The organism is Azotobacter tropicalis, from assembly GCF_059739045.1.
In genome coordinates this window covers 2,957,685-2,978,578 of sequence record NZ_AP046059.1, presented here as the reverse complement: position 1 = coordinate 2,978,578, position 20,894 = coordinate 2,957,685, and the positions used below count along the sequence as shown (strand labels likewise).

General features: G+C 69.9%; 18 protein-coding genes and 2 pseudogenes. 7 read left to right on the top strand and 13 right to left on the bottom strand.

Translation table 11 applies throughout. The features are described 5' to 3' along the window. Positions 1-67: 67 nt before the first annotated feature. From Atro_RS14130 to Atro_RS14115, 4 genes are read right to left on the bottom strand one after another with little or no spacing between them, the layout of a single operon-like run. Positions 68-991, bottom strand: coding sequence for a 3-hydroxyacyl-CoA dehydrogenase family protein (locus tag Atro_RS14130; protein ID WP_497923230.1), 924 nt, complete (start codon positions 989-991; stop codon positions 68-70). 47 nt (positions 992-1,038) lie between these two features. Then, positions 1,039-2,229, bottom strand: coding sequence for an acetyl-CoA C-acetyltransferase (locus Atro_RS14125; protein ID WP_497923228.1), 1,191 nt, complete (start codon positions 2,227-2,229; stop codon positions 1,039-1,041). 52 nt (positions 2,230-2,281) lie between these two features. After that, positions 2,282-2,938 carry a CoA transferase subunit B gene (locus Atro_RS14120; protein WP_497923226.1) on the bottom strand — a complete coding sequence of 219 codons (657 nt, stop codon included), beginning with the start codon at positions 2,936-2,938 and terminating at the stop codon, positions 2,282-2,284. Positions 2,939-2,971: 33 nt separating this feature from the next. Further along, positions 2,972-3,670 (bottom strand): CoA transferase subunit A, encoded by a 699-nt coding sequence (locus Atro_RS14115; RefSeq protein WP_497923224.1) that lies wholly within the window; start codon positions 3,668-3,670, stop codon positions 2,972-2,974. A 137-nt stretch (positions 3,671-3,807) separates the two neighbouring features. Here Atro_RS14115 and Atro_RS14110 point away from each other — a divergent pair, with 137 nt between their 5' ends. Continuing rightward, on the top strand, positions 3,808-4,713 hold the full coding sequence (locus Atro_RS14110; protein WP_497923222.1) for a LysR family transcriptional regulator: 906 nt from the start codon (positions 3,808-3,810) through the stop codon (positions 4,711-4,713). A gap of 55 nt (positions 4,714-4,768) precedes the next feature. Here Atro_RS14110 and lpxO read toward each other — a convergent pair whose 3' ends face one another. Continuing rightward, positions 4,769-5,668 carry a lipid A hydroxylase LpxO gene (gene lpxO / locus Atro_RS14105; RefSeq protein ID WP_497923220.1) on the bottom strand — a complete coding sequence of 300 codons (900 nt, stop codon included), beginning with the start codon at positions 5,666-5,668 and terminating at the stop codon, positions 4,769-4,771. A 108-nt stretch (positions 5,669-5,776) separates the two neighbouring features. On the opposite strand from lpxO, the gene Atro_RS14100 reads away from it, so the two are divergent. From Atro_RS14100 to Atro_RS14090, 3 genes and pseudogenes are all read left to right on the top strand, one after another. Next, entirely contained in the window at positions 5,777-6,382 is a 606-nt protein-coding gene (locus tag Atro_RS14100) for a phosphoesterase (protein ID WP_497923219.1), read from the top strand. Positions 6,383-6,523: 141 nt separating this feature from the next. Next, positions 6,524-8,328: pseudogene (locus Atro_RS14095) on the top strand (EAL domain-containing protein). A 119-nt stretch (positions 8,329-8,447) separates the two neighbouring features. Further along, positions 8,448-10,142, top strand: coding sequence for a methyl-accepting chemotaxis protein (locus Atro_RS14090; protein ID WP_497923217.1), 1,695 nt, complete (start codon positions 8,448-8,450; stop codon positions 10,140-10,142). A gap of 19 nt (positions 10,143-10,161) precedes the next feature. Here Atro_RS14090 and Atro_RS14085 read toward each other — a convergent pair whose 3' ends face one another. The 7 genes and pseudogenes from Atro_RS14085 to Atro_RS14055 all read right to left on the bottom strand — a co-directional run bounded on the left by Atro_RS14085 (position 10,162) and on the right by Atro_RS14055 (position 15,478). Then, complete coding sequence (locus Atro_RS14085; RefSeq protein ID WP_497923215.1) at positions 10,162-11,319, bottom strand: glutathionylspermidine synthase family protein; 1,158 nt, start codon at positions 11,317-11,319, stop codon at positions 10,162-10,164. Between the two features lie 9 nt (positions 11,320-11,328). Further along, on the bottom strand, positions 11,329-12,018 hold the full coding sequence (locus Atro_RS14080; RefSeq protein ID WP_497923213.1) for a DUF1190 domain-containing protein: 690 nt from the start codon (positions 12,016-12,018) through the stop codon (positions 11,329-11,331). A gap of 19 nt (positions 12,019-12,037) precedes the next feature. Then, a pseudogene (locus Atro_RS14075) lies at positions 12,038-12,460 on the bottom strand (DUF350 domain-containing protein); the annotation flags it as partial. A gap of 15 nt (positions 12,461-12,475) precedes the next feature. Further along, positions 12,476-13,129 (bottom strand): DUF2491 family protein, encoded by a 654-nt coding sequence (locus tag Atro_RS14070; protein WP_497923211.1) that lies wholly within the window; start codon positions 13,127-13,129, stop codon positions 12,476-12,478. Between the two features lie 363 nt (positions 13,130-13,492). Further along, a complete protein-coding gene (locus Atro_RS14065) occupies positions 13,493-13,978 on the bottom strand; it encodes a rhomboid family intramembrane serine protease (RefSeq protein ID WP_497927686.1) in 486 nt (161 codons plus the stop codon). A gap of 114 nt (positions 13,979-14,092) precedes the next feature. After that, positions 14,093-14,794, bottom strand: coding sequence for a PspA/IM30 family protein (locus Atro_RS14060; protein WP_497923209.1), 702 nt, complete (start codon positions 14,792-14,794; stop codon positions 14,093-14,095). A gap of 15 nt (positions 14,795-14,809) precedes the next feature. Continuing rightward, positions 14,810-15,478, bottom strand: a complete 669-nt coding sequence (locus Atro_RS14055; RefSeq protein ID WP_497923207.1) for a YjfI family protein — start codon at positions 15,476-15,478, stop codon at positions 14,810-14,812. 387 nt (positions 15,479-15,865) lie between these two features. Here Atro_RS14055 and Atro_RS14050 point away from each other — a divergent pair, with 387 nt between their 5' ends. Genes Atro_RS14050 through Atro_RS14040 form a run of 3 tightly spaced genes read left to right on the top strand, consistent with a single transcriptional unit; the run spans position 15,866 to position 20,115 of the window. Continuing rightward, on the top strand, positions 15,866-18,217 hold the full coding sequence (locus Atro_RS14050; RefSeq protein WP_497923205.1) for an MGH1-like glycoside hydrolase domain-containing protein: 2,352 nt from the start codon (positions 15,866-15,868) through the stop codon (positions 18,215-18,217). Continuing rightward, positions 18,199-18,627 carry a hypothetical protein gene (locus Atro_RS14045; RefSeq protein ID WP_497923203.1) on the top strand — a complete coding sequence of 143 codons (429 nt, stop codon included), beginning with the start codon at positions 18,199-18,201 and terminating at the stop codon, positions 18,625-18,627. The genes Atro_RS14050 and Atro_RS14045 overlap by 19 nt, the downstream gene beginning before the upstream one ends. Before the next feature lie 9 nt (positions 18,628-18,636). Further along, complete coding sequence (locus tag Atro_RS14040; RefSeq protein ID WP_497923201.1) at positions 18,637-20,115, top strand: alpha-amylase family glycosyl hydrolase; 1,479 nt, start codon at positions 18,637-18,639, stop codon at positions 20,113-20,115. Positions 20,116-20,127: 12 nt separating this feature from the next. Here Atro_RS14040 and Atro_RS14035 read toward each other — a convergent pair whose 3' ends face one another. Further along, complete coding sequence (locus Atro_RS14035; RefSeq protein ID WP_497923199.1) at positions 20,128-20,835, bottom strand: LysR substrate-binding domain-containing protein; 708 nt, start codon at positions 20,833-20,835, stop codon at positions 20,128-20,130. Positions 20,836-20,894 lie beyond the last annotated feature (59 nt).

Here is a 20,894-nt window from a genome sequence, read left to right as displayed (position 1 = left end):
ACGTCCACAGGTTTCTCACATTCCATGGCGCCGCGCCAGGCCCGCCAGCGCGGCCCGGCGTTGCCGCTCAGGGCTTCAGGGCATGGCGCAGCTGATGGGCGCGCCGCTGGAGCAGCCGCGCGCGGCGCTCCTCGTCCCAGCGGTAGAAGCCCTCGCCGCTGCGCAGGCCGGTGCGGCCCGCGCCGACCGTCTCCTCGAGCAGGGCCAGTACGCGCTCGTCGCCGGCCAGGGTCGGCATGAGGTGGCGGGAAATATCCAGGAAGGTGTCCAGGCCGCCCATGTCGGCCGCCTCCAGCGGGCCGACCATGGCGTAGCGGCGGCCGAGCGAGGCGCGCATCACCCGGTCGACGGTTTCCGCGCTGGCCGCGCCGCTCTGCACGATGTGCAGCGCCTCGCGCAGCACGGCGAACTGCAGGCGGTTGCCGATGAAGCCGGGGATCGCCTTGTCGAGCACCACGGCCTCCAGCTCCATCCCCGCCAGCAGCGCGCGGACGGCCTCGAGGTGTTCGCCGCGGGTGGCGCTGCCCGGGACGATCTCCACCAGCGGGATCAGGTGCGGCGGGTTCCAGAAATGCGCGATCAGCAGCCGCTCGGGATGGCGCATGCCCTCGGCCAGCGCGTCCGGCGGCAGGCCGCTGGTGTTGCTGGCGATGACCGCCTCGGCGCCGACCAGCGCCTCCAGCTCGGCGTACAGCGCCCGCTTGAGCTCAAGCCGCTCGGGGATCGCCTCGATCAGCAGCCGCGCGCCGACCACGTCCGCGAGCCGCGCAGTGGTGGCGAGCCGTGCCAGGGTCGCCTCGGTCTGCGCGCGGTCGAAGCGCCCGGCGTCGGCCAGCTCGGCGAGAATGCTCCCGGCCACCACGGGCACCTCGGCGAGCCGCTCCGCCGCCGGGTCGCGCAACAGGACGGCGTGGCCGTGGCGGGCCAGGTGGGTGGCGATGCCGATGCCCATCAGGCCGGCGCCGAGGATGACGATGGGGGATGCAGTCATGCAGGAACTCCTGTTCTTGTTGTAGTGGTCCCAAGCCCGGCCGGGCGTCAGTCGCGCGCGATCGCCAGCGCCACGCCCTGCCCGCCGCCGATGCACAGCGTCGCCAGGCCTTTCCTGGCGTCGCGCCGGATCATCTCGTGCAGCAGGGTCACCAGCACCCGGCAGCCCGAGGCGCCGATCGGATGCCCCAGGGCGATGGCGCCGCCGTTCACGTTGACGATCTCCGGATTCCAGCCCAATTCCCGGCCCACCGCCAGCGCCTGGGCGGCGAACGCCTCGTTGGCCTCGATCAGCTCAAGCTGGTCGAGCGTCCAGCCGGCCTTGTCCAGGCAGCGGCGGGTCGCCGCCACCGGGCCGATGCCCATGAGCGCCGGATCGACGCCGGCGCTGGCGTAAGCCTTGATCCGCGCCAGCACCGGCAGGCCCAGGGCACGCGCCTTGGCACCGCTCGTCAAGAGCACGGCGGCGGCCCCGTCGTTGAGGGTCGAGGCGTTGCCGGCGGTGACGCTGCCGTCCTTGCGGAAGGCCGGCTTCAGCTTGGCCAGGGCCTCGGCGCTGCTGCCGGCACGCGGCTGCTCGTCGCGCTCGAAGCGCAGCGGCTCGCCCTTGCGCTGCGGAATGCTCACCGGGACGATCTCGTCGCCGAAGCGCCCGGCCTCGATGGCCGCCAGGGCCTTGCGCTGCGAGGCGGCGGCGAAGGCGTCCTGCGCCTCGCGGGCGATGCCGTACTGCTCCGCCAGGTTCTCCGCGGTGATGCCCATGTGGTAGTCGTGGAAGGCGTCCCACAGGCCGTCGACGATCATGCTGTCGAGCAGGCCGGCGTGGCCCAGGCGCAGGCCGCTGCGCGCGCCCGGCAGGACATAGGGGGCCAGGCTCATGTTCTCCTGGCCGCCGGCGACGATTGCCTCGGCGTCGCCGCAGCGGATCGCCTGGGCCGCCAGGTGCAGGGCCTTGAGGCCGGAGCCGCAGACCTTGTTGATGGTCATCGCCGGCACGCCCTGCGGCAGGCCCGCTTTCAGCGCGGTCTGCCGGGCGGGGTTCTGTCCCGCCCCGGCGGTCAGCACCTGACCGAGGATGACCTCGTCGACCTCGGCCGGCGCCAGGCCGCTGCGCTCGAGCAGCGCGCGGACCACCACGGCGCCCAGCTCGACCGCCGACAGCTGCGCCAGGCTGCCCTGGAAGCTGCCGATGGCGGTGCGGGCGGCGGCGACGATGACGACTTCTTGTTGTTCCTGCATCACGGATCTCCAGAAGGGGAAGGCCCCGGCGCGGGGCCGGGGCGTGGGGGTCTTAGAAGGTCATTTCCGGCACGTAGTCGGGCACCACCAGCGTTCCGGCGGTCTTGGCGACGATCTCCTCGACGCTCACCCCCGGCGCGCGCTCCTTGAGCACGAAGGCGCCGTTCTCGATCTCCAGGTAGGCCAGGTCGGTGAGCACCTTGCGGATGCAGCCGGCGCCGGTCAGCGGCAGCGTGCAGCGCGCCAGCAGCTTGGACTCGCCGTCCTTGGAGGCGTGGGTCATGGTGACGATGATGTTGTCGGCGCCGGCCACCAGGTCCATGGCGCCGCCCATGCCCTTGACCAGCTTGCCGGGGATCATCCAGGAGGCGATGTTGCCCTCGACGTCCACCTCGAAGGCGCCGAGCACCGTCAGGTCGACGTGGCCGCCGCGGATCATCGCGAAGGACTCGGCCGAGGAGAAGATCGAGGCGCCGGGCCGCGCGGTCACCGTCTGCTTGCCGGCGTTGATCATGTCGGCATCCACTTCGTCCTCGCCGGGGAAGGCGCCCATGCCGAGCAGGCCGTTCTCCGATTGCAGCATCACGTCCATGCCCTCGGGCACGTAGTTGGCCACCAGGGTGGGGATGCCGATCCCCAGGTTGACGTAGTAGCCGTCCTTCAGCTCGCGCGCCACGCGCTGGGCCATCTGTTCGCGGGAAAGTGCCATGGGAGTCTCTCTGGTTCGGTCGGGTGGGCGGGTTCAGGCGCGCACGGTGCGCTTTTCGATGCGCTTCTCGAAGCGGCCGAGGACGACGCGGTCGACGTAGATGCCGGGGGTGTGGATCTGGCTGGGCTCCAGCTCGCCGGGGGCGACGATCTCCTCCACCTCGACCACGGTGATCCGCCCGGCGCTGGCCACCATCGGGTTGAAGTTCTGCGCGGTGTGGCGGTAGACGACGTTGCCGAAGTGGTCGGCCTTCCAGCCCTTGACGATGGCGAAGTCGCCGGTGATCGCCTCTTCGAGGATGTAGTGGCGGCCGCGGAACTCGCGCACCTCCTTGCCCTCGGCAACCGGGGTGCCGTAGCCGGTCGCGGTGTAGAAGGCGGGAATCCCCGCGCCGCCGGCGCGCAGCTTCTCGGCCAGGGTGCCCTGCGGGGTCAGCTCGACCTCCAGCTCGCCGTCGAGCAGCTGGCGCTCGAACAGGGCGTTTTCGCCGACGTAGGAGGCGATCATCTTGCGGATCTGCCGGTCCTCGAGCAGCACGCCCAGGCCGAAGCCGTCGATGCCGCAGTTGTTGGAGACCACCGTCAGCCCCTTGACCTGCCGGCGGCGGATCTCGGCGATCAGGTTTTCCGGGATGCCGCACAGGCCGAAGCCGCCGGCCAGGACGGTCATGCCGTCGGTGAGCCCGTCCAGGGCCTCTTCGTAGGTGTCCACGCGCTTGTCGAGTCCGGCCATGCTGTTCTGCCTCTTGTTGTTGTCCTGCTTCCGCAGCGCCGCTGGCGGAGAGCGATGTCAAGTTGCAGGCAGTGTCGTGCGCCATGACTTATTTGTTAAGTTTGTTTTACCAATGCATTGATTTGGAAAACCAATGAATGACCCTCAAGCAGCTGCGCGCCTTCCTCGCCGTGGCGCAGACCCTGAGCTTCGCCCAGGCCGGCGAGCGTCTGCACCTCTCCCAGCCGGCGCTGAGCCTGACGATCAAGGGCCTGGAGGAATCCCTCGGCGGCCGCCTGCTCAGCCGCACCACCCGTAGCGTGACCCTGACCCCGGAAGGCGAGAGCCTGCTGCCGCTCGCCCGGCAGCTCTTGGCCGACTGGGACAACGCCGAGGAAATGCTCCGCCAGCGCTTCACCCTGCAGCTCGGCAAGGTGGCGGTGGCCGCCATGCCGTCCTTCGCCGGCAACCTGCTGCCGGCAGCGCTGAAGGTGTTCCGCGGCCGCTACCCGCGGGTCAACGTGGCGGTGCACGACGTGATCAACGAGCAGGTGATCGAGATGGTCCGCAACCGGCGGGTCGAGCTGGGCATCGGCTTCGAGCCGCAGGCCGCGGACGGTCTGGCGTTCGACGCGCTGTACACCGACCGCTTCGTCGCCGTGCTGCCGCCCGACTCGCCGCTGGCCGGACGGCCGCGGCTGAGCTGGAGCGAACTGCTCGGCGAGGACTTCGTCGCCCTGCAGCGCCCGTCCGCCGTGCGCCTGCTGCTGGAGGAACACCTGGCGGCGCACGGCGAGAAGCTGCCGGTGGCCTTCGAAAGCCATCAGCTGGCCACGGTCGGGCGCATGGTCGCCAGCGGCCTGGGGGTCAGCGCGGTGCCCTCGCTGTGCATCGGCCAGATGCAGGAGCTGGGCGCCCGCTGCGTGGCCCTGCACGCGCCGGTCGTCGAGCGGCGCATCGGCCTCTTGACCCAGGCCGACCACCAGCTGTCGAGCGCGGCCCAGGCCCTGCGCGACGTGCTGCTGGAGACGATCGACGCCTATCCGCCGAGCGAGCCGGGCTAGCGCGCAAACGAAACGGGCCACCCAAGGTGGCCCGGTTTCCCGTACGCGTGCGCTGTCAGCTGAGCAGGAACATCCCGAACAGGCCGCCCAGCACGCCCCACTTCAGGGCGTAGTAGAGGTTGCGGCTGCGCTTCTTCAGCGCCTTGCCCTGCAGGCGCAGCCAGTACAGGTACTTGAAGGCCCGGTTGACCCCGCCGGTCCTGTCGCCGACGTCGTTGGGCGAACTGGCGGCGGCCATCACCGTACGGCTGAACCAGCGGTTCAGCGCCGTCGCCCAGCCATACTTCAGGGGACGCTCCATGTCGCAGAAGAAGATCAGCCGATCCTGGTCGGTGGTGTTCTCGACGTGGTGGATGTAGGTCTCGTCGAACACCACCGCCTCGCCGTCCTTCCAGGCGTAGGTCTGGCCGTCGACGCTGATGAAGCAGCCCGGATCGTTGGGGGTGGACAGACCCAGGTGGTAGCGCAGCGAACCGGCGTAGGGGTCGCGGTGGCGCACCAGCTTGGAGTGCGCCGGCATCACGGTGAACATCGCCGCCTTCACCGAGCCGACCTCCTCCAGCAGCGCGCAGGTCTTCGGGCACAGCTTGCTCGCCGAGGGATGGCTGTCGCCGTACCACTTCAGGTAGAAGCGCTTCCAGCCGCTCTTGAAGAAGGAGTTGAAGCCGGCATCGTTGTAGGTGTCGGAACGCTTGATCTCGCCGGCCTCGAACAGTGCCTGCGCCTCTTCGCGGATGGTCTGCCAGTTGTCCTGGAAACGCTTCATCTCCGGGAAGTCGTCGGGCGACAGGTAGGGCTGGTTGGGCGCCCGGGAGGTCAGGTACAGGAGGGTGTTCAGCGGCGCCAGGAAGCTCGAGTGATCGGTGAGCTGGCGGGTGAGCTTGTGACGGACCCGGCCGCGCTGATGCACATAGCCGACGGAAAAGACCAGAACTGCCAAGACGAGGAATTTCACGGGCAATAAGCTTATGACTGGAAAAAAGAAGGAACCCATGCTACGCCGGAGCGGGTCGAGATGCCATCAACGAAACCGACAGGCGCAGGCCGGCGGCGGTGAAACGGCATGCTGCCGGACGGGCTGACGCGCTATTCCGACCTGTCGGTCATGCTGCCGGCGGCCGCAGTGATCGCCGCCTGGCTGCTCGCGGGGCGCTCGCCCCGCGCGCTGGGCGCCTGGCTGGTCACCCTCTTCGCCTGCTACCTGCCGGTCGCCCTGAGCAAGCTCGCCTTCAAGGGCTGGGGCCTCGGCATCCGCTGGCTGGATATCACGGTCATCAGCGGCCAGGCGATGAACGCGACCCTGATGCTGGTGGTCCTGAGCAGCCTGCTGGCCCGGCAGATCCGCCCCGCCTGGCGCTGGCCGGCAGCCCTGGCGGCACTGGCGGTGGCCTGGTGGTACGGCCTGTTCCAGGTCGCCGCCGCCTCGCACCCGCGCTCCGAAGCCATCGCCGGCTGCCTGCTCGGCAGCGCCGGCGCCCTGCTCTTCCTGCGCCGCCTCGACGGCCTCGCGCTGCGGCGCATCCCGGCCGGCCTCCTGCTGCTCGGCCTGCTCGCCATCGGCGCCGCCACCGAGGGGCCGCGCCTGCCGGTCGAGGTCTGGCTGGACCGCCTGGCGACGGCCCTGTCCGGCCGGCCGGCGGCCTTCGCCCCGCGCGACTGGCGCGACTGAAGGCTCGCCTTCGCCGCGGCGCCGGCCATGCGGTTTTCCGGCGGATCTGGCACGCACGTCATACAACCGTCATGGAGTTGTCGTGCAATAGCCGCGTACCGACCTTGATGGCACTTTGCCTTATTCCGCGCGGGTCCCTCCATGACCGTCACCGAGCAGCTGAGCGCCCTGGATCTGATCCTCGCCCGCGGCACCCTGAGCACCCTGTTCCAGCCCATCCTCAGCCTCTCCGGCCAGTGCGTCCACGGCTACGAGGCGCTGAGCCGCGGCCCCTCCAACAGCCCCCTGCACGCGCCCGTGCCGCTGTTCGGCGCCGCCCGCCGCGCCGGCCGGCTCGGCGAGCTGGAGGCGCTGTGCCGGCGCAACGCCTGCCAGCGCTTTCGCCAACTCGACCTCGACGGCCGGCTGTTTCTCAACGTCTCCCCGGAGGTGCTGCTCGAACCCGAGCGGCGCACCGGACACACCCTGGCGCTGCTCAAGGAGCTGGGCATCCCGCCGCAGCAGGTGGTGATCGAGCTGACCGAGCAGACGCCCATCGAGGACTTCGCCCTGCTCGACGCGGCGCTGTGCTATTACCGCGCCATGGGCTTCTCCATCGCCCTCGACGACCTCGGCGCCGGCTACGCCAGCCTGCGCCTGTGGTCGGAGCTGCGTCCCGACTACGTGAAGATCGACCGCCACTTCATCGACGGCATCGACCGCGACCCGCTCAAGCGCGAATTCGTCGATTCGATCCTGCGCCTGGCCAGGGCCTCCGAGGCGCGGATCATCGCCGAGGGCATCGAGCGCCCGGAGGAACTGGCCACCCTGGTCGAGATGGGCGTCGACCTGCTGCAGGGCTACCTGTTCGCCCGTCCCGCGGAACGCCCGGCCCGGCAGGCCCGCGAATGCCTGCCGCAGCCCCGCGCGGCCAGCCCGCTGCTCGGCGGCGAGGAGCCCGGCCTCGCCGTGCTGCTTATCGAGCAGCCGGCGGTGGCCGACCGCACGCCGGTCGCCGAGGTCCTCGAACTATTCCGCAGCCAGGCCGCGCTGAACCTGCTGGCGGTCGTCGACGCAGAGCGGCGGCCGGTCGGCGTGGTCCACCGCCAGGCGCTGTCCGACGCCCTGCTCAAGCCCTTCGGCCCCGAGCTGTTCGCCCGCAAGGCGATCGAGCGGCTGATGGGCGCGGACTTCCTCGTCGTCGACCAGGGGCATTCGCTGCAGCAGGTCAGCCGCCTGCTGACCCGCCGCGCCCGCCAGCGCATCGAGGAGGACTTCGTGATCACCCGGGACGGCCGCTACTGCGGCATCGGCCGGGCCATCGACGTGCTCCGGCTGATCACCGAGCAGAAGCTCCAGCAGGCCCGCCACGCCAACCCGCTGACCCTGCTGCCGGGCAACGTGCCGATCCAGCAGTGCCTGACCAGCCTGCTGCAGAGCCCCTGCGAGGCGCTGGTCTGCTATGTGGATATCGACCACTTCAAGCCGTTCAACGATTGCTACGGCTATGCCAAGGGCGACGAGGTGCTGCTCGGCCTGGCCCAGTGCCTGAGCCGCCAGATCGACCCGCAGTGCGACTTCCTCGGCCACATCGGCGGCGACGACTTCCTGCTGGTGCTGACCTCCCCGACTGGCGCCGGCGCCTGGCCCGCCTGCAGGAGGAGTTCCCGGCGCACTGCCGGCGCCACTACAAGCGCGAGCACCTGGAGGCCGGCCGCTTCGCCGGCTACGACCGCCAGGGCCGCCCCTGCGAATTCCCGCTGCTCGGCCTGTCGCTGGGCGCCGTGCAACTGTTTCCGGAAAGCTGCGCGCAGCTGGACGCCGCGCGCCTCGCCGAACTGGCCTCCCAGGCCAAGCAGCAGGCCAAGGCCGTGCCGGGCAACAGCCTGAAGGTGATCGATACCCGCCGGCTGGCGCAGCGGCGGGACACGCCCGGCCAGGCGCCCGAGCAGGAGCGGACTACCTGATACCGCGGTTGCATTTCAGAACACATGCCAAGGTGCCGGATCCCGGCCGACGCGTTTCGCACCGGAGCGGCCGGGCGGGAGCGGTGCCGCGCACTAGCCAGTCAGTTAAGGAGATTTTCATGTTGGGTTTCTTGCGTAGCCTGAGCATCAGGGCGATCGTCACCACCACCCTGGCCTGTTTCGCGCTCTTGATCGGTATCATCGCCACGCTGGGCTACACCGGCACCGATATGGCCAACCGGGCGCTCGAAGACCGCACGCGGACCGCCACCCGCATCGACCTGCTGCGCCAGATCGACAGGCTGAGCCTGAAGGTCTTCGCGCACCTGGAAGCCTACGGCAAGATGAGCGCCGTCGGCTTGGTCGGCATGGTGGAGCGGCAGGAGCAGCAGGCCGAACTCCAGGGACTGCTCGGCACCGCCCGCCAGTCCCTGGCGGACTTCAGGAGCATGCCGCCGTTCGCCAAGGAGGACGGGCGCCAGATGCTGGAAACGGTGGCCGCCGATCTGGACGAGACCCTGGCGGCGCTCGGCAAGCAGTTGCAGGCCTGGAAGGACGGCGACACCGACCTCTTCGACCAGCTCGAGGACGAGATGATCTTCAAGCGCGGCCCCAAGGTCGCCAAGGACCTGGCCGACACCATGGCCTACCTGGAAGCCCACGGCGCGCGACAACTGGCCGACTATCACGCCCGCCTCGGTGTCTTCGCGATCGTCGGCAGTGCCTCCCTGGCCTTCGCCCTGCTGCTGATGCTGGGGCTGTGGGCGATGCTGACGGGCTTCGTGGTCCGCCCGGTGACCGAGGCGGTGGGATACGTGCAGCGCCTGGCGCGGGCCGACCTGTCGCAGCCGATCCCGGTGACCTCGGGCAACGAGATCGGCCAGTTGCAGGCGGCCATGCGCGAGATGCAGGAGAGCCTGGTGCGGATCGTCGGCAGCGTGCGCGCCGGCAGCGGCTCGATCCTGGTCGGCGCGCAGCAGATCGCCAGCGGCAACGCCGACCTGTCCTCGCGCACCGAGCAGCAGGCGGCCTCGCTGGAGGAAACCGCGGCGAGCATGGAGCAGCTGACCGCGACGGTGAAGCAGAACGCCGACAACGCCCGCCAGGCCAGCGCGCTGGCCAACGACGCGTCGGGCACCGCCGGGCAGGGCCGCGAAGTGGTCGGCCGGGTGGTGGAGACGATGCGCGAGATCAGCGACAGCTCGCAGCAGATCGCGCAGATCGTCGGGGTGATCGACTCGATCGCCTTTCAGACCAACATTCTTGCCCTGAACGCCTCGGTGGAGGCGGCGCGTGCCGGCGAGCAGGGCCGCGGCTTCGCGGTGGTGGCCGGCGAGGTGCGCAACCTGGCGGGTCGTTCGGCGGAGGCGGCGCGGGAGATCAAGGCGCTGATCGAGGCCTCGACCAAGCGGGTCGGCGACGGCTCGCAACTGGTCGAGCAGGCGGGCCGGACCATGGAGGAGGTGGTGAAGGCGGTGCACCGGGTGACCGACATCATCGACGAGATCTCGGCGGCCTCGCACGAGCAGAGCGAGGGGATCGGGCAGGTGAACACGGCGATCGCGCAGATGGACGAGGTGACGCAGCAGAACGCGGCGCTGGTGCAGGAGGCGTCGGCGGCGTCGTCCTCGCTGGCCGAGCAGGCGCGGCATCTGGAGGAGGCGGTGGCGGTGTTCCGGCTGGGCGCCGAACCCCAGCCCGAGCCGGTTCCGGCAGTGCAGGAGCGGATCGCCGCATCGCCCCGGCCGGCACCGCGGCGGGAACGCGCCAGGCCGGCCCCGAGCGTCGCCGAGGGGCAGTGGGAGGCGTTCTGAGCAACGCCCCCGCCCCGGCTCAGTCGAGAATGACGTGCGGCAGGAAGCGGCTGGAGTCGCGGGTGATCGGGCCGTCGTCCTCGCGGATGCCCATGCCCGCGGCGTTGTCGCCGATCACCCAGGAGCCGATCAGGGTGTGGTTGCCGGCGAAGCGCGGCAGCGGCGCGCAGGCCTGCAGGATGTAGGGCGCGTCGGTATAGGGACCGTCGACCCGGAAGGTCTCGCCCGCCGCCGTGCACAGCTCCACGTTGGCTCCCTCGCGGGAGAAGAAGGGCTTGCGCACCCAGCCCCTGGGCACCGGCCTGGCGGCATCCGTATCCAGGTGGCAGGGCAACAGGTTCGGATGGCCCTCGTGGAATTCCCAGAGCAGCGGCAGGATGCCCTTGTTGGAAAGCACCGCCTTCCACGGCGGCTCGAAGAACTGCGTGTCGCAGTCGGCCAGCGCCGCGCCGAATGGCTCGTGGAAGACGAACTCCCAAGGATGCAGCTTGAACAGGTGGGGAATCCAGCGCTCCTCGAGGTCGACGAAGCGGCCCTCGGCGTTCAGGCCGATGTCCTCGAGGTCGATGTGCCGGGTGGCGATGCCCACCTGCTCGGCGATCCCGCGCAGATAGTCGGTGGTGCCGCGGTCCTCGGCCGAGCCGCGCAGCGCGGCGAAGTAGAAGGGCCGGCGGATGCCCAGCTCGGAAAACGCCTGGCGCAGCTGGTCCTCGATGCTGTTGAACTGGTCGGCGTGGCGCGGCAGCCGGCCGAGGGCCATGCACTCCTCCAGCCAGCCCCACTGGAAGGCGGCGCTCTCGTAGAGGCTGGTCGGCGTGTCGTAGTTCAGCTCCAGCAGCCTGGCCGGCCCGCGCCCGTCGTAGGAGAAGTCCATGCGCCCGTAGAGGTGCGGATGGCCCTCGACCCAGGAGGTGCGGATCAGCTCGTGGAACGCCGGCGGGATCGCCAGGCGCGCGAGCAGCTCCTCGCTGTGCACCACCCGCTCGACCAGATCCATGCACATCGCATGCAGCTCGTTGGTCGGCGCCTCGATGTCGTTCTCGACCTGGGCGAGGCTGAAGCGGTAATAGGCGCGCTCGTCCCAGTAGGCCTCGCCGTCGATGGTGTGGAAGCGGAAGCCGAGCCGCTCGGCGGTCCGCCGCCAGTCCGGCCGTTCGTCGATCGCGATTCTCTGCATGAGGCCTCCTCAGCCACCGACGCTGCTGCTGCCGCCCCAGCCGCTGCGCGCGCTGGACTGACTGCCGAAGCCGCCGCGCGAGGTAGCCGCGGAGGTCGAAATCGGCTTGCTGGTGGTGGTGCTGTAGCCCTGGCCGTAGCGGCTCTGCCGCGAGTTCGGGAAGGTCGAACCCGTCTCGATGCGCCGGCCCAGGGTGGAGCTGGAAAAGGTGCCGCGGCCGTCGCGGTAGCGATACACCGGCTCGCTGTAATAGCGCCCGCCACCGAGGCCGCTCATCAGGTTGCCGATCAGCATGCCCGTCAGCAGGCCGTCCAGGGAGCTGCCCGAGGCGCCCGCCTGGGCGCGGGCGCTGTCCATCTGCGCCTGGGTGACGGCGCCGCTGGCGGTCAGCTCGAAGCCGCCCGGCTGCGGCACGTAGCGGCCGGCGGAATCGGCCTGGCAGTAGCCGGGCACGAAGTCGGCCTCGCAGTCGGCCTGGCGGTCGTACACCGGCGCGATGCGCCGGTGCTCGGCGAGGGCGGCCATGTAGGCGTCGGAGCAGACGTCGACCGGGATCTTCTGGTTCACGCACTCCTGCACCGACTGGAAGCGGAGCTTCTGCTCGAGGTTGTAGAGATTCTGCCGCCCGTCGTCGCAGCCGGCGATCGCCAGGCTGATCGAGGTGGCCAGGGACAGTTGCACGTAACTGCTGCGCTTCATCGGGGCCTCCCGTCGGCCGCTCAGTTGGGGTCATGCAGGCGGCGTTGAGCAGGCCGACGCCGACCGCCACCGCCGCCACGTAGATGCCGGCGGCGATCTCGCCCTTCTGGATGCGCGCCGGCAGGTCGCGCAGCGCCAGGTGGACGGCGAAGAACGCCAGCAACTGGACGATGGCGGCGATCAATGCCCAGACCACGAAGTCGAGCAGGCCGACCGAATGGGCGATCACGTTGCTGGCGGGAATGGCGAAGCCGACGATCGCCCCGGCCAGGGCGATCGCCGCCGCCACGTTGCCCTCGCGGATCAGGGCGAACTCGCGGTGCGGGGTGAGCCGCGTGTAGACCAGCTGGAAGAGCACGAAGAGGAGCGCCGCGCCCAGCATGTAGGCGAGGAAGCCGGACACGGCCGCCGGGTTGAGCGACATTTGCAATGCGTCGAGCATCGGTATTTCCCTGTTTCAGATGAGGTGCAGATCGGTGGTGTAGAGCGAGACGCCCAGCGCGGTGCTGAGGCTGACGGCACCCTCGGCGTCTTCCTCGACCGAGAACAGCAGGAACTCGCGCCGCGCGGTGAGACCGGTGTCGCGGGCGTAGAGCATCGCGTAGTGGCCGATGCCGTAGGCCTCGTCGTTGGCGCTGCGCACCCGCTCGAAGAGATCCACCAGCCGGGTCTGGCCCGCCTCGCTGCCCCACTCGCGGGCGAACTCGACGCCGTCGAGGCGGTAGCGCGGCAGGCCGATGGGGCTGTCCGGCCCGGCCAGGCGGCGCAGCTCCGCCTCGCTGGCAACACTGACGCAGTCGAGGTAGTTGAACAGGATCAGCGACTCGACCTGCCCGTCCCGCGCGCCGGTGGTGTGGACCTGCAGCCAGAAGTCCTGGTCGTCCAGGTAGTAGCGCGACAGCCAGTGGGACTGGCCGAGATCGATCACCCCCTCGCTCCAGATCGACTGGCGGGCGGGCACGCAGACCCGCGAATGGCCCTCGAGCAGCAGGCCCAGGCTGGGATCGAAGCCCACCGCCCGGCCGCGGGCGAGACCCAGCGGACCGGTTTCGGGCACTACGGATTCGCTCTTCGGGGCTGCGAAGCCCATCATGCGCTTGAGCCAGCTCATGGCCATTCTCCTTGCGACGGGCGGCGGCGCGGTGCGACGGCTCACCGCCCTGGATAGGGTGTCGCCGGACGGATCGGCCGCCGGCAAGGGGATGCTAGGGCCTGTTAACACTACTCTCCGCGAGCCGCGTTGCTGCGCCAAATGGCGCCAGGCGAGGCGCGGGACGCAGGGAATGGCATTCCCTTGCCAAGTCCCGCAACGACGCATGGCGCCATTTGCCGCGCAACCCGCAGGGACGGGCCTGTTTTTGCGCGGTGCGTCGTTGCTCGTCGTTCGTTTGGAATGACCAAACCTCTCTCCTCGCGCCTAACCCCGCGCAAAAACAGGCTCCGTCGCGGCCGCGCGGAGTAGTGTTAACAGGCCCTAGGGCGGCAGCAGCCGCGCCGCGACCAGGCCGGCGAGCGCCCCGGCGATGTGCGACTCGAACGAGGTCCCGCGCCCCGGCAGCAGGCCGAACGCCAGGCCGCCGTAGAGCAGGAGTACCACGCCGGCGACCAGCAGGTTGCGCCAGCTGCGCCGGTACCAGGCCCGCGCCAGGAGCCAGGCCCACAGGCCGAATACCCAGCCGCTGGCACCGAGGTGCACGCCGTCGCGGCCGAACAGCCAGACCAGCAGGCCGCCGAGCAGGACGACGACCAGGCTGACGGCGACGAAGCGCCGCCGGCCCTCGGCGGCCACCAGACTGCCGAGCACCAGGAACGGCAGCAGGTTGCCGGCCAGGTGCACGAACGAGCCATGCAGGAAGGGCGAGGCGACGATACCCGGCAGCCCCCAGAGCGACTGCGGCAGCAGGCCGAAGCCGTTGAGGCGGTAGCCGCTGAGCGCGTTGACCACCTGCAGCGCCAGCATCAACCCGGCCAGGCCGGCCACCACGCGGAATCCGTCGACGATATTCACTGCCTGTCCCCGATCGGCGGTGCACCGGGGACGGGGCCTCCCCCACCCCCGGCGCGCGTTACTGCCTTACTCGGCGGCCTGCTTGCGCAGGCGCTCCAGCACCGCATCGGCGCTGCCGGCGTCCGGCACGATGCCGGCCTCCTTCAGGCGCCGCTCCAGGTCGTTGCCGGTGGACGCCTCGGCCAGCTGCTCCTGGGCCTCTAGCTCGGCGGCGCGCTGGTCCTGCTTCGCTTTCAGGCGATTGAGGGTGCCGACCGCGGTCTCCAGCTTGCCGTTGGCCCCGCCGCTGGCGATGGAAGCGCTGACCTGGGCCTTCTGCACACTCTCGCGGGCGCGGGCCATGTCGACCTGCTGGCGCAGGCTCCTGATGCGCGCCTCGGCCTTGGCGACGTCCTTGCGCATCTTCTCGACGTAGGCGCCGAACTCGCCGGCCTGCTTGTGTTCGGCGTCGCGCTCGTTGGTCAGGTTGGCGATCAGCTGCGCGACCTCGGTCGCCAGGTCCTCGCGGTTGGCCTTCAGCGCCGCCAGGGCCTTGGCTTCGAGGTCGTGGATCTTGGCGTCGTGCTCGGCCACGCGGCGGGTCGCCAGGCTGTGCTTGGCCATGATCGCGGCCAGCTCCTGGCGGGCCTCGGCCAGCGCGGCGTCGGCGTCGCGGATCTCCTGGTCGAGGATGCGCAGCGCCTGCTGGTCGACGATGGCCTCGCCGACTTCTGTGGCGCCGCCGCGGATGGCGGTGAACAGCTTGCTCCAGATGGACGTGCCTGACATGCGGATACTCCCCTGTTACTTGAAGAAGTCTTCGAACGCCTCGGCGGCGCGCTGAAGGTTGTCGACCAGGGTGAACACCTCGGTCACCACGTTGGTCAGGCTGGAAGCGGCGCTGAGCGCGCCGAACATGTTGTAGACGGTCTGCCCGTTGGGCATCGTCTCGATGCCGATCGAGGACAGCGGGAACAGCTCCCGGCTGCGCAGCACGGCGTCGTTGAAGCGGGCGACGTCGGCGATGGCCTCCATGTCGACCAGCACCGAGTCGACGACGATCTGCTCGCCGACCACCGCGAGGTAGATCGGCAGGCCGCCGTACTCGTTCATCTGCAGCCTGATGCTCGGCTCGGCGCCCTGGACCAGGGCGATGCCGATCTCCCCGGCCGTCACCTCGTCCAGCGCCTGCAAGGCGCCGTAGAGGCGGTCGATGGTCCAGTTTTCCCCTGCGCTCATGTATTCCTCCAGTCTGAATGTGCCGGCCAACAGCGGCTGGCGTAGTCGCTTCTCGAGCTGCTTGAGCCGCTCCCGGTTCTCGGGCAGCACCCAGGCCTCGTGCTTCACATAACCGGCCTCGGCCAGCGCGCCGCGCATGCGCTTCATGTAGAAACTCGACGGCTTCTTCTTCGATCCGGCCGGCGCGGAGCCAGGCTCCGGCGCTCCGGACGGCATGGGTTTCCTGCTTGGCATGCTCGTTGAATCCATCACATGTGAGAAAAATTAGATCAAGGATCAGTCGGCCGCAATATCTCACGTGTGAGATATTGCGGCGATAGCGGCAAAGCGCGACGCGGTTGGCAAAAGGAGACGACGCCGGCGCGGTGCGCTCCTTCGTCCGGGGAAGAACGCAGCCGGCTCGATGGCCGTCGGCCAGAGCGACGACCGGTCATGGTTCAGCCCTAGCTCTGCACCCGTCCGGCTCTCCAGGCGGGACTACCGCCCCTGCCGCGAACCCTGCCGCCCGCCCTGCTGGCTTTTCGGCCACGCCGATCTAGATTCAGAAATCAGCCGCTCCGGCAGTTGGCAGAGCGGCGAAGCGGGGTCCTGCAGCCAGACACCTAGAGGCGCGAACGAATCATGATGCCGCAATTCAACGAGCCGCCCCGTTTCGTCGACGTGACGGAGCAGCGCCGCCTGAACGAGGCCCGCGAGGCGGGCGTTCCCTGGAAGAAGTGGGGACCCTACCTGAGCGAACGGCAGTGGGGGACGGTCCGCGAGGACTACAGCGAGGACGGCAACGCCTGGGACTACTTCAGCCACGACCAGGCCCGCTCGCGGGCCTATCGCTGGGGCGAGGACGGCCTCGGCGGGATCTGCGACGACCGGCAGCGCCTGTGCTTCGCCCTGGCCCTGTGGAACGAGCGCGACCCGATCCTCAAGGAGCGCCTGTTCGGGTTGACCAACCGCGAGGGCAACCACGGCGAGGACGTCAAGGAGTACTACTTCTACCTCGACTCGACGCCCACCCACTCGTACATGAAGTACCTCTACAAGTACCCGCAGCGGGCCTACCCCTACAGCGACCTGGTGGACACCAACCGGGACCGCTCGCGCCAGGAGCCCGAGTACGAACTGCTGGATACCGGCGTGTTCGCCGACGACCGCTACTTCGACGTCGTCCTCGAATACGCCAAGGCCGGTCCCGAGGATCTCCTGATCCGCATCAGCGTCCACAACCGCGGTCCCGAGGCCGCGCGGCTGCAACTGCTGCCAACCCTGTGGTTCCGCAACACCTGGTCGTGGAAGGAGGGCCAGGCCAGGCCGGCCCTGCGCGCGCAAGACGGCTCCATCCACGCCGCGCATCCGGAGCTGGGCGACTACCGCCTGGCCTGCGAGGGGACGCCGGAGCTGCTGTTCACCGAGAACGAGAGCAACGCCGAGCGCCTCTGGCGCCAGCCGAACGCCTCGCCCTGGGTCAAGGACGCCTTCCACCGCTACCTCATCGCCGGCGAGGAGGCGGCCGTCAACCCGGCGCGGAGCGGCACCAAGGCCGCGGCCCGCTACCTGCTCGAGGTGCCGGCCGGCGGCTGCGCGGTGGTCCGCCTGCGGCTGAGCGCCGGCGAACCCTCGGGCGAGCCATTCGGCGAACCGTTCGGCGAGTCCTTCGCGAGCGTCTTCGCCGCGCGCCTCGCCGAGGCCGACGAGTTCTACGCGCGGATCGTCCCCGACACGCTGAACGAGGACGAGCGCCGGGTCCACCGCCAGGCGCTCGCCGGCATGCTCTGGTCGAAGCAGTACTACCTGTTCGACGTGGACACCTGGCTCAAGGAACACCAGGCCCATCCGCTGGCCGGCGGCACCCGGCAGGTGCGCAACGCCGAGTGGTTCCACATGTTCAACGGCGACGTCATCTCCATGCCCGACAAGTGGGAGTACCCCTGGTACGCCGCCTGGGACCTGGCCTTCCACACCCTGTCCCTGGCGCTGGTCGACTTCGACTTCGCCAAGGAGCAGCTGAGCCTGATGCTGAAGAGCCTTTACTGCCATCCGAACGGGCAGATCCCGGCCTACGAGTGGAACTTCAGCGACGTCAATCCGCCCGTCCACGCCTGGGCCACGCTGTTTCTCTACAAGGTGGAGCGGGATCTCGGCCGCGAGGACTTCGCCTTTCTCGAACGCGCCTTCCAGGGCCTGCGGCTCAACTTCAACTGGTGGCTGAACCGCAAGGACCCGCAGGGCCGCAACGTCTTTGCCGGCGGCTTTCTCGGCCTCGACAACATCGGCGTCTTCGATCGCAGCGCATCGCTGCCCACCGGCGGCACCCTGGAGCAGGCCGACGGCACCGCCTGGATGGCCTTCTACTGCCAGAACATGCTGGAGATGGCGCTGATCCTCGCCGACCGCGATCCGCAGTACGAGGAGTATGCGTTCAACTTCCTCCAGCATTTCATGTGGATCGCCTACGCCATGGACCGGATCGGCGAGCATCACGACGAGATGTGGGACGAGGCGGACGGCTTCTTCTACGACGTGCTGCGCCTGCCCGACGGCTCGGCCATGCGCCTGAAGGTCCGCTCCATGGTCGGGCTGCTGCCGCTGTGCGCCTGCACGACCTTCGATGCGGACGTCGCCAATCGCCACCCGCGGCTGCTGGAGCTGATCCAGCTGTTCCGCGAACGCCATCCGGAGGTGGTGGCCAAGGTCGCCCCGACGAGCGAGGGCTACGTCGGCCTGAACGGCCGCCGGCTGCTCTCGCCGCTGTCCCGGGAACGCCTGGAGCGGGTTCTCGGCTACCTGCTCGACGAGAACGAGTTCCTCGGCCCCACGGCATCCGCTCGCTGTCGCGCCACCACCTGGAGCACCCCTTCGTGTTCCGGGTCGGCGACCAGGAACACCGCGTCGCCTACCTGCCGGCCGAGTCGGACTCGGGGATGTTCGGCGGCAACTCGAACTGGCGGGGACCGGTGTGGATGCCGGTCAACACCCTGATCATCCGCGGCCTGCTGAACCTCTACTACTTCTACGGCGACGAGCTCAGCGTCGAGTGCCCCACCGGCTCCGGCACGCGCATGACGCTCTTCGAGGTGGCGCAGGAGATCTCCCGGCGGCTCGCCGGCCTGTTCCTGCGCGACGACGGCGGGCGCCGCCCGGTCTACGGCGACAGCGCGAAGTTCCAGGACGACCCGCACTGGCGCGACCTGATCCTCTTCTACGAGTACTTCCACGGCGACACCGGCGCCGGCCTGGGCGCCAGCCACCAGACCGGCTGGACCGGCCTCATCGCCCGCCTGCTGGACCTGTTCGGGCGCCTTGAGGCCAGCGACGTGCGGCAGACCCCGCGGGAGCGCCTCGAGGCGCGCATGACCCGCGAGCAGGCGGGCGGCAAGGTGCAGGAATAGGAGGCCGCCATGCCCGTACCCCGCTATCCCGCGCTGTTCCAGCTCAACACCCGGGTCCGCCTGGCCGAGCTGGGCGCCGCGCTGGGCCGTCCGGCGACCCTCGACGACCTCGGCGAGGCGGAGCTCGACCGCCTGGCCGAGGACGGCTTCGACCTCGTCTGGCTGCTCGGCGTCTGGCAGACCGGCGCGGCGGCGCGGGCCGTATCGCTGTCGCATCCCGAATGGCTGGCCGAATTCCGCCGCATCCTTGCGGATTTTCGCGAGGCCGACGTGTGCGGCTCCTGCTTCGCCGTCCAGGACTACCGGGTGCACGCCGAGTTCGGTGGCGACGCGGCCCTCGCCCGCCTGCGCGAACGCCTGCAGGCGCGCGGCCTGCGGCTGATGCTCGACTTCGTGCCGAACCACCTGGCGCCGGACCACCGCTGGGTCGACGCGCATCCGGAATTCTTCGTCGCCGGCAGCGAGGCGCAGCTGGCCGCCGAGCCACAGAATTACCGGCGCCTGGAAAGCGCCGCCGGCAGCCGCATCCTCGCCTACGGCCGCGATCCCTACTTCCCCGGCTGGCCCGATACCCTGCAGCTGAACTACGGCAATCCGGCAGTGCAGGAGGCCATGCTCGGCGAGCTGCGGCGGATCGCCGGGCAGTGCGACGCGCTGCGTTGCGACATGGCGATGCTGCTGTTGCCGGAGGTCTTCGCGCGCACCTGGGGGATCGCCGCCGCGCCCTTCTGGCCACGGGCCACCGCGGCGATCCACGCCGAGCGCCCGGGCTTCCTGTTCCTCGCCGAGGTCTACTGGGACCTGGAGTGGACGCTGCAGCAGCAGGGCTTCGACTACACCTACGACAAGCGCCTCTACGACCGCCTGGTGGCCGGTCCGGCCGGGGCCGTGCGCGAGCACCTGCGCGCCGGGCTCGACTTCCAGGACCGCCTGGCGCGCTTTCTGGAAAACCACGACGAACCGCGCGCCGCCGCCACCTTCGCCGCGGAGCGGCACCGCGCGGCCGCCGCGATCACCTTCCTGAGCCCCGGCCTGCGCTTCTTCCACCAGGGCCAGCGCGAGGGTCGGCAGGCGCGCATTCCCACCCACCTCGCCCGCGCTCCGGACGAGACGCCGGACGCCGCGCTCGCCGCCTTCTACGACGCCCTTCTCGCCTGCCTCAAGGAGCCGGTCATGCGCGACGGCCACTGGCAACTGCTCGACGCCGCCCCCGCCTGGGCGGGCAATCCCAGCCACGACGCGCTGATCGTCTTCGCCTGGAGCGGCCCGGGCGAGCGGCGCCGCCTGGTCGCGGTGAACTACGCCGACCACCCGAGCCAGGGCTACGTCAGGCTGCCGTGGAGCGACCTGGCCGGCCGCACCTGGCAGCTGCGCGACCGGCTGGGCACGGCGTGCTACGAACGCGACGGCGACGAACTCGCCGCCCGCGGCCTGTACCTCGCCCTGCCGGCCTGGGGCTGCCATGCCTTCGAGGTGACGAAGGTTTAGGGCGGGGCGTTTTCAGTCCTGCTCGCAGGCCGGCGAGCCGGCATTGCGCTGCGCGAAATACGCCTTGGCCATGCGCATGAAGGCCGGGAGCACCGGATTCTCGCTGTCCTGGCGCGCGGCGATATACAGCTCGGCGTGGGCCCGGGCATCGCGCAGGGGACGGAACGCCAGGTGCCCCATGTGCAGCTCGCTCGCCGAGGCCGGGACGATCGCCAGGCCGAGCCCGGCCCGCACCAGGCCCAGCATCGAGTGGGTCTGCCCCAGATAATGGATGTAGTGGGGCGCGACGCCGGCCATGGCGAACAGGCCGGCGATGCAGTCGTAGAAATAGCGCCCCTCCAGCGGGGAATACATGATGAACCGCTGCTGATGGAGGTCGCGGAGCGAAACCGCGGCCTGCCCTGCCAGGGGGTGGGTCACCGGCACCGCCACGACCAGGGGCTCGCGGCAGACCAGCTCGTACTCCAGGCCGGGACGGACGGCCGCCTGGCGCACGAACCCCAGGTCGATCATGTTGGCCGCCAGGGCCTCGACCTGCGCCACCGAGACCATCTCCTGCAGCACCACCTCGACGTCCGGCAGGCTCTGCGCGGCATGGGCCAGCAACTCGGGGATCATGTTGTAGCCGCTGACGGCGGTGAAGCCGAGGCTCAGCCGGCCCGCCTCGCCACTGGCCATGCGCCGCGCCGAATGCCCGGCCTGCTCGGCGAACTCCAGCACGCGGCGGGCGTCGCGGAAAAAGTGCTGACCGGCGGCGGTGACGACGGGCGCCTGATCCT

What these genes read in the sequence shown, in the direction of transcription:
- Atro_RS14070 (WP_497923211.1), bottom strand. Translation starts at nt 13,129, where the DNA reads ATGAGCTGGCTCAAGCGCATGATGGGCTTCGCAGCCCCGAAGAGCGAA.
- Atro_RS14085 (WP_497923215.1), bottom strand. Translation starts at nt 11,319, where the DNA reads ATGCAGAGAATCGCGATCGACGAACGGCCGGACTGGCGGCGGACCGCC.
- Atro_RS14080 (WP_497923213.1), bottom strand. Translation starts at nt 12,018, where the DNA reads ATGAAGCGCAGCAGTTACGTGCAACTGTCCCTGGCCACCTCGATCAGC.
- Atro_RS14040 (WP_497923201.1), top strand. Translation starts at nt 18,637, where the DNA reads ATGCCCGTACCCCGCTATCCCGCGCTGTTCCAGCTCAACACCCGGGTC.
- Atro_RS14090 (WP_497923217.1), top strand. Translation starts at nt 8,448, where the DNA reads ATGTTGGGTTTCTTGCGTAGCCTGAGCATCAGGGCGATCGTCACCACC.
- Atro_RS14060 (WP_497923209.1), bottom strand. Translation starts at nt 14,794, where the DNA reads ATGTCAGGCACGTCCATCTGGAGCAAGCTGTTCACCGCCATCCGCGGC.
- Atro_RS14115 (WP_497923224.1), bottom strand. Translation starts at nt 3,670, where the DNA reads ATGGCCGGACTCGACAAGCGCGTGGACACCTACGAAGAGGCCCTGGAC.
- Atro_RS14125 (WP_497923228.1), bottom strand. Translation starts at nt 2,229, where the DNA reads ATGCAGGAACAACAAGAAGTCGTCATCGTCGCCGCCGCCCGCACCGCC.
- Atro_RS14100 (WP_497923219.1), top strand. Translation starts at nt 5,777, where the DNA reads ATGCTGCCGGACGGGCTGACGCGCTATTCCGACCTGTCGGTCATGCTG.
- Atro_RS14130 (WP_497923230.1), bottom strand. Translation starts at nt 991, where the DNA reads ATGACTGCATCCCCCATCGTCATCCTCGGCGCCGGCCTGATGGGCATC.
- Atro_RS14065 (WP_497927686.1), bottom strand. Translation starts at nt 13,978, where the DNA reads ATGCTGGCGCTGCAGGTGGTCAACGCGCTCAGCGGCTACCGCCTCAAC.
- Atro_RS14120 (WP_497923226.1), bottom strand. Translation starts at nt 2,938, where the DNA reads ATGGCACTTTCCCGCGAACAGATGGCCCAGCGCGTGGCGCGCGAGCTG.
- Atro_RS14050 (WP_497923205.1), top strand. Translation starts at nt 15,866, where the DNA reads ATGATGCCGCAATTCAACGAGCCGCCCCGTTTCGTCGACGTGACGGAG.
- Atro_RS14055 (WP_497923207.1), bottom strand. Translation starts at nt 15,478, where the DNA reads ATGCCAAGCAGGAAACCCATGCCGTCCGGAGCGCCGGAGCCTGGCTCC.
- Atro_RS14045 (WP_497923203.1), top strand. Translation starts at nt 18,199, where the DNA reads ATGCCGGTCAACACCCTGATCATCCGCGGCCTGCTGAACCTCTACTAC.
- Atro_RS14110 (WP_497923222.1), top strand. Translation starts at nt 3,808, where the DNA reads ATGACCCTCAAGCAGCTGCGCGCCTTCCTCGCCGTGGCGCAGACCCTG.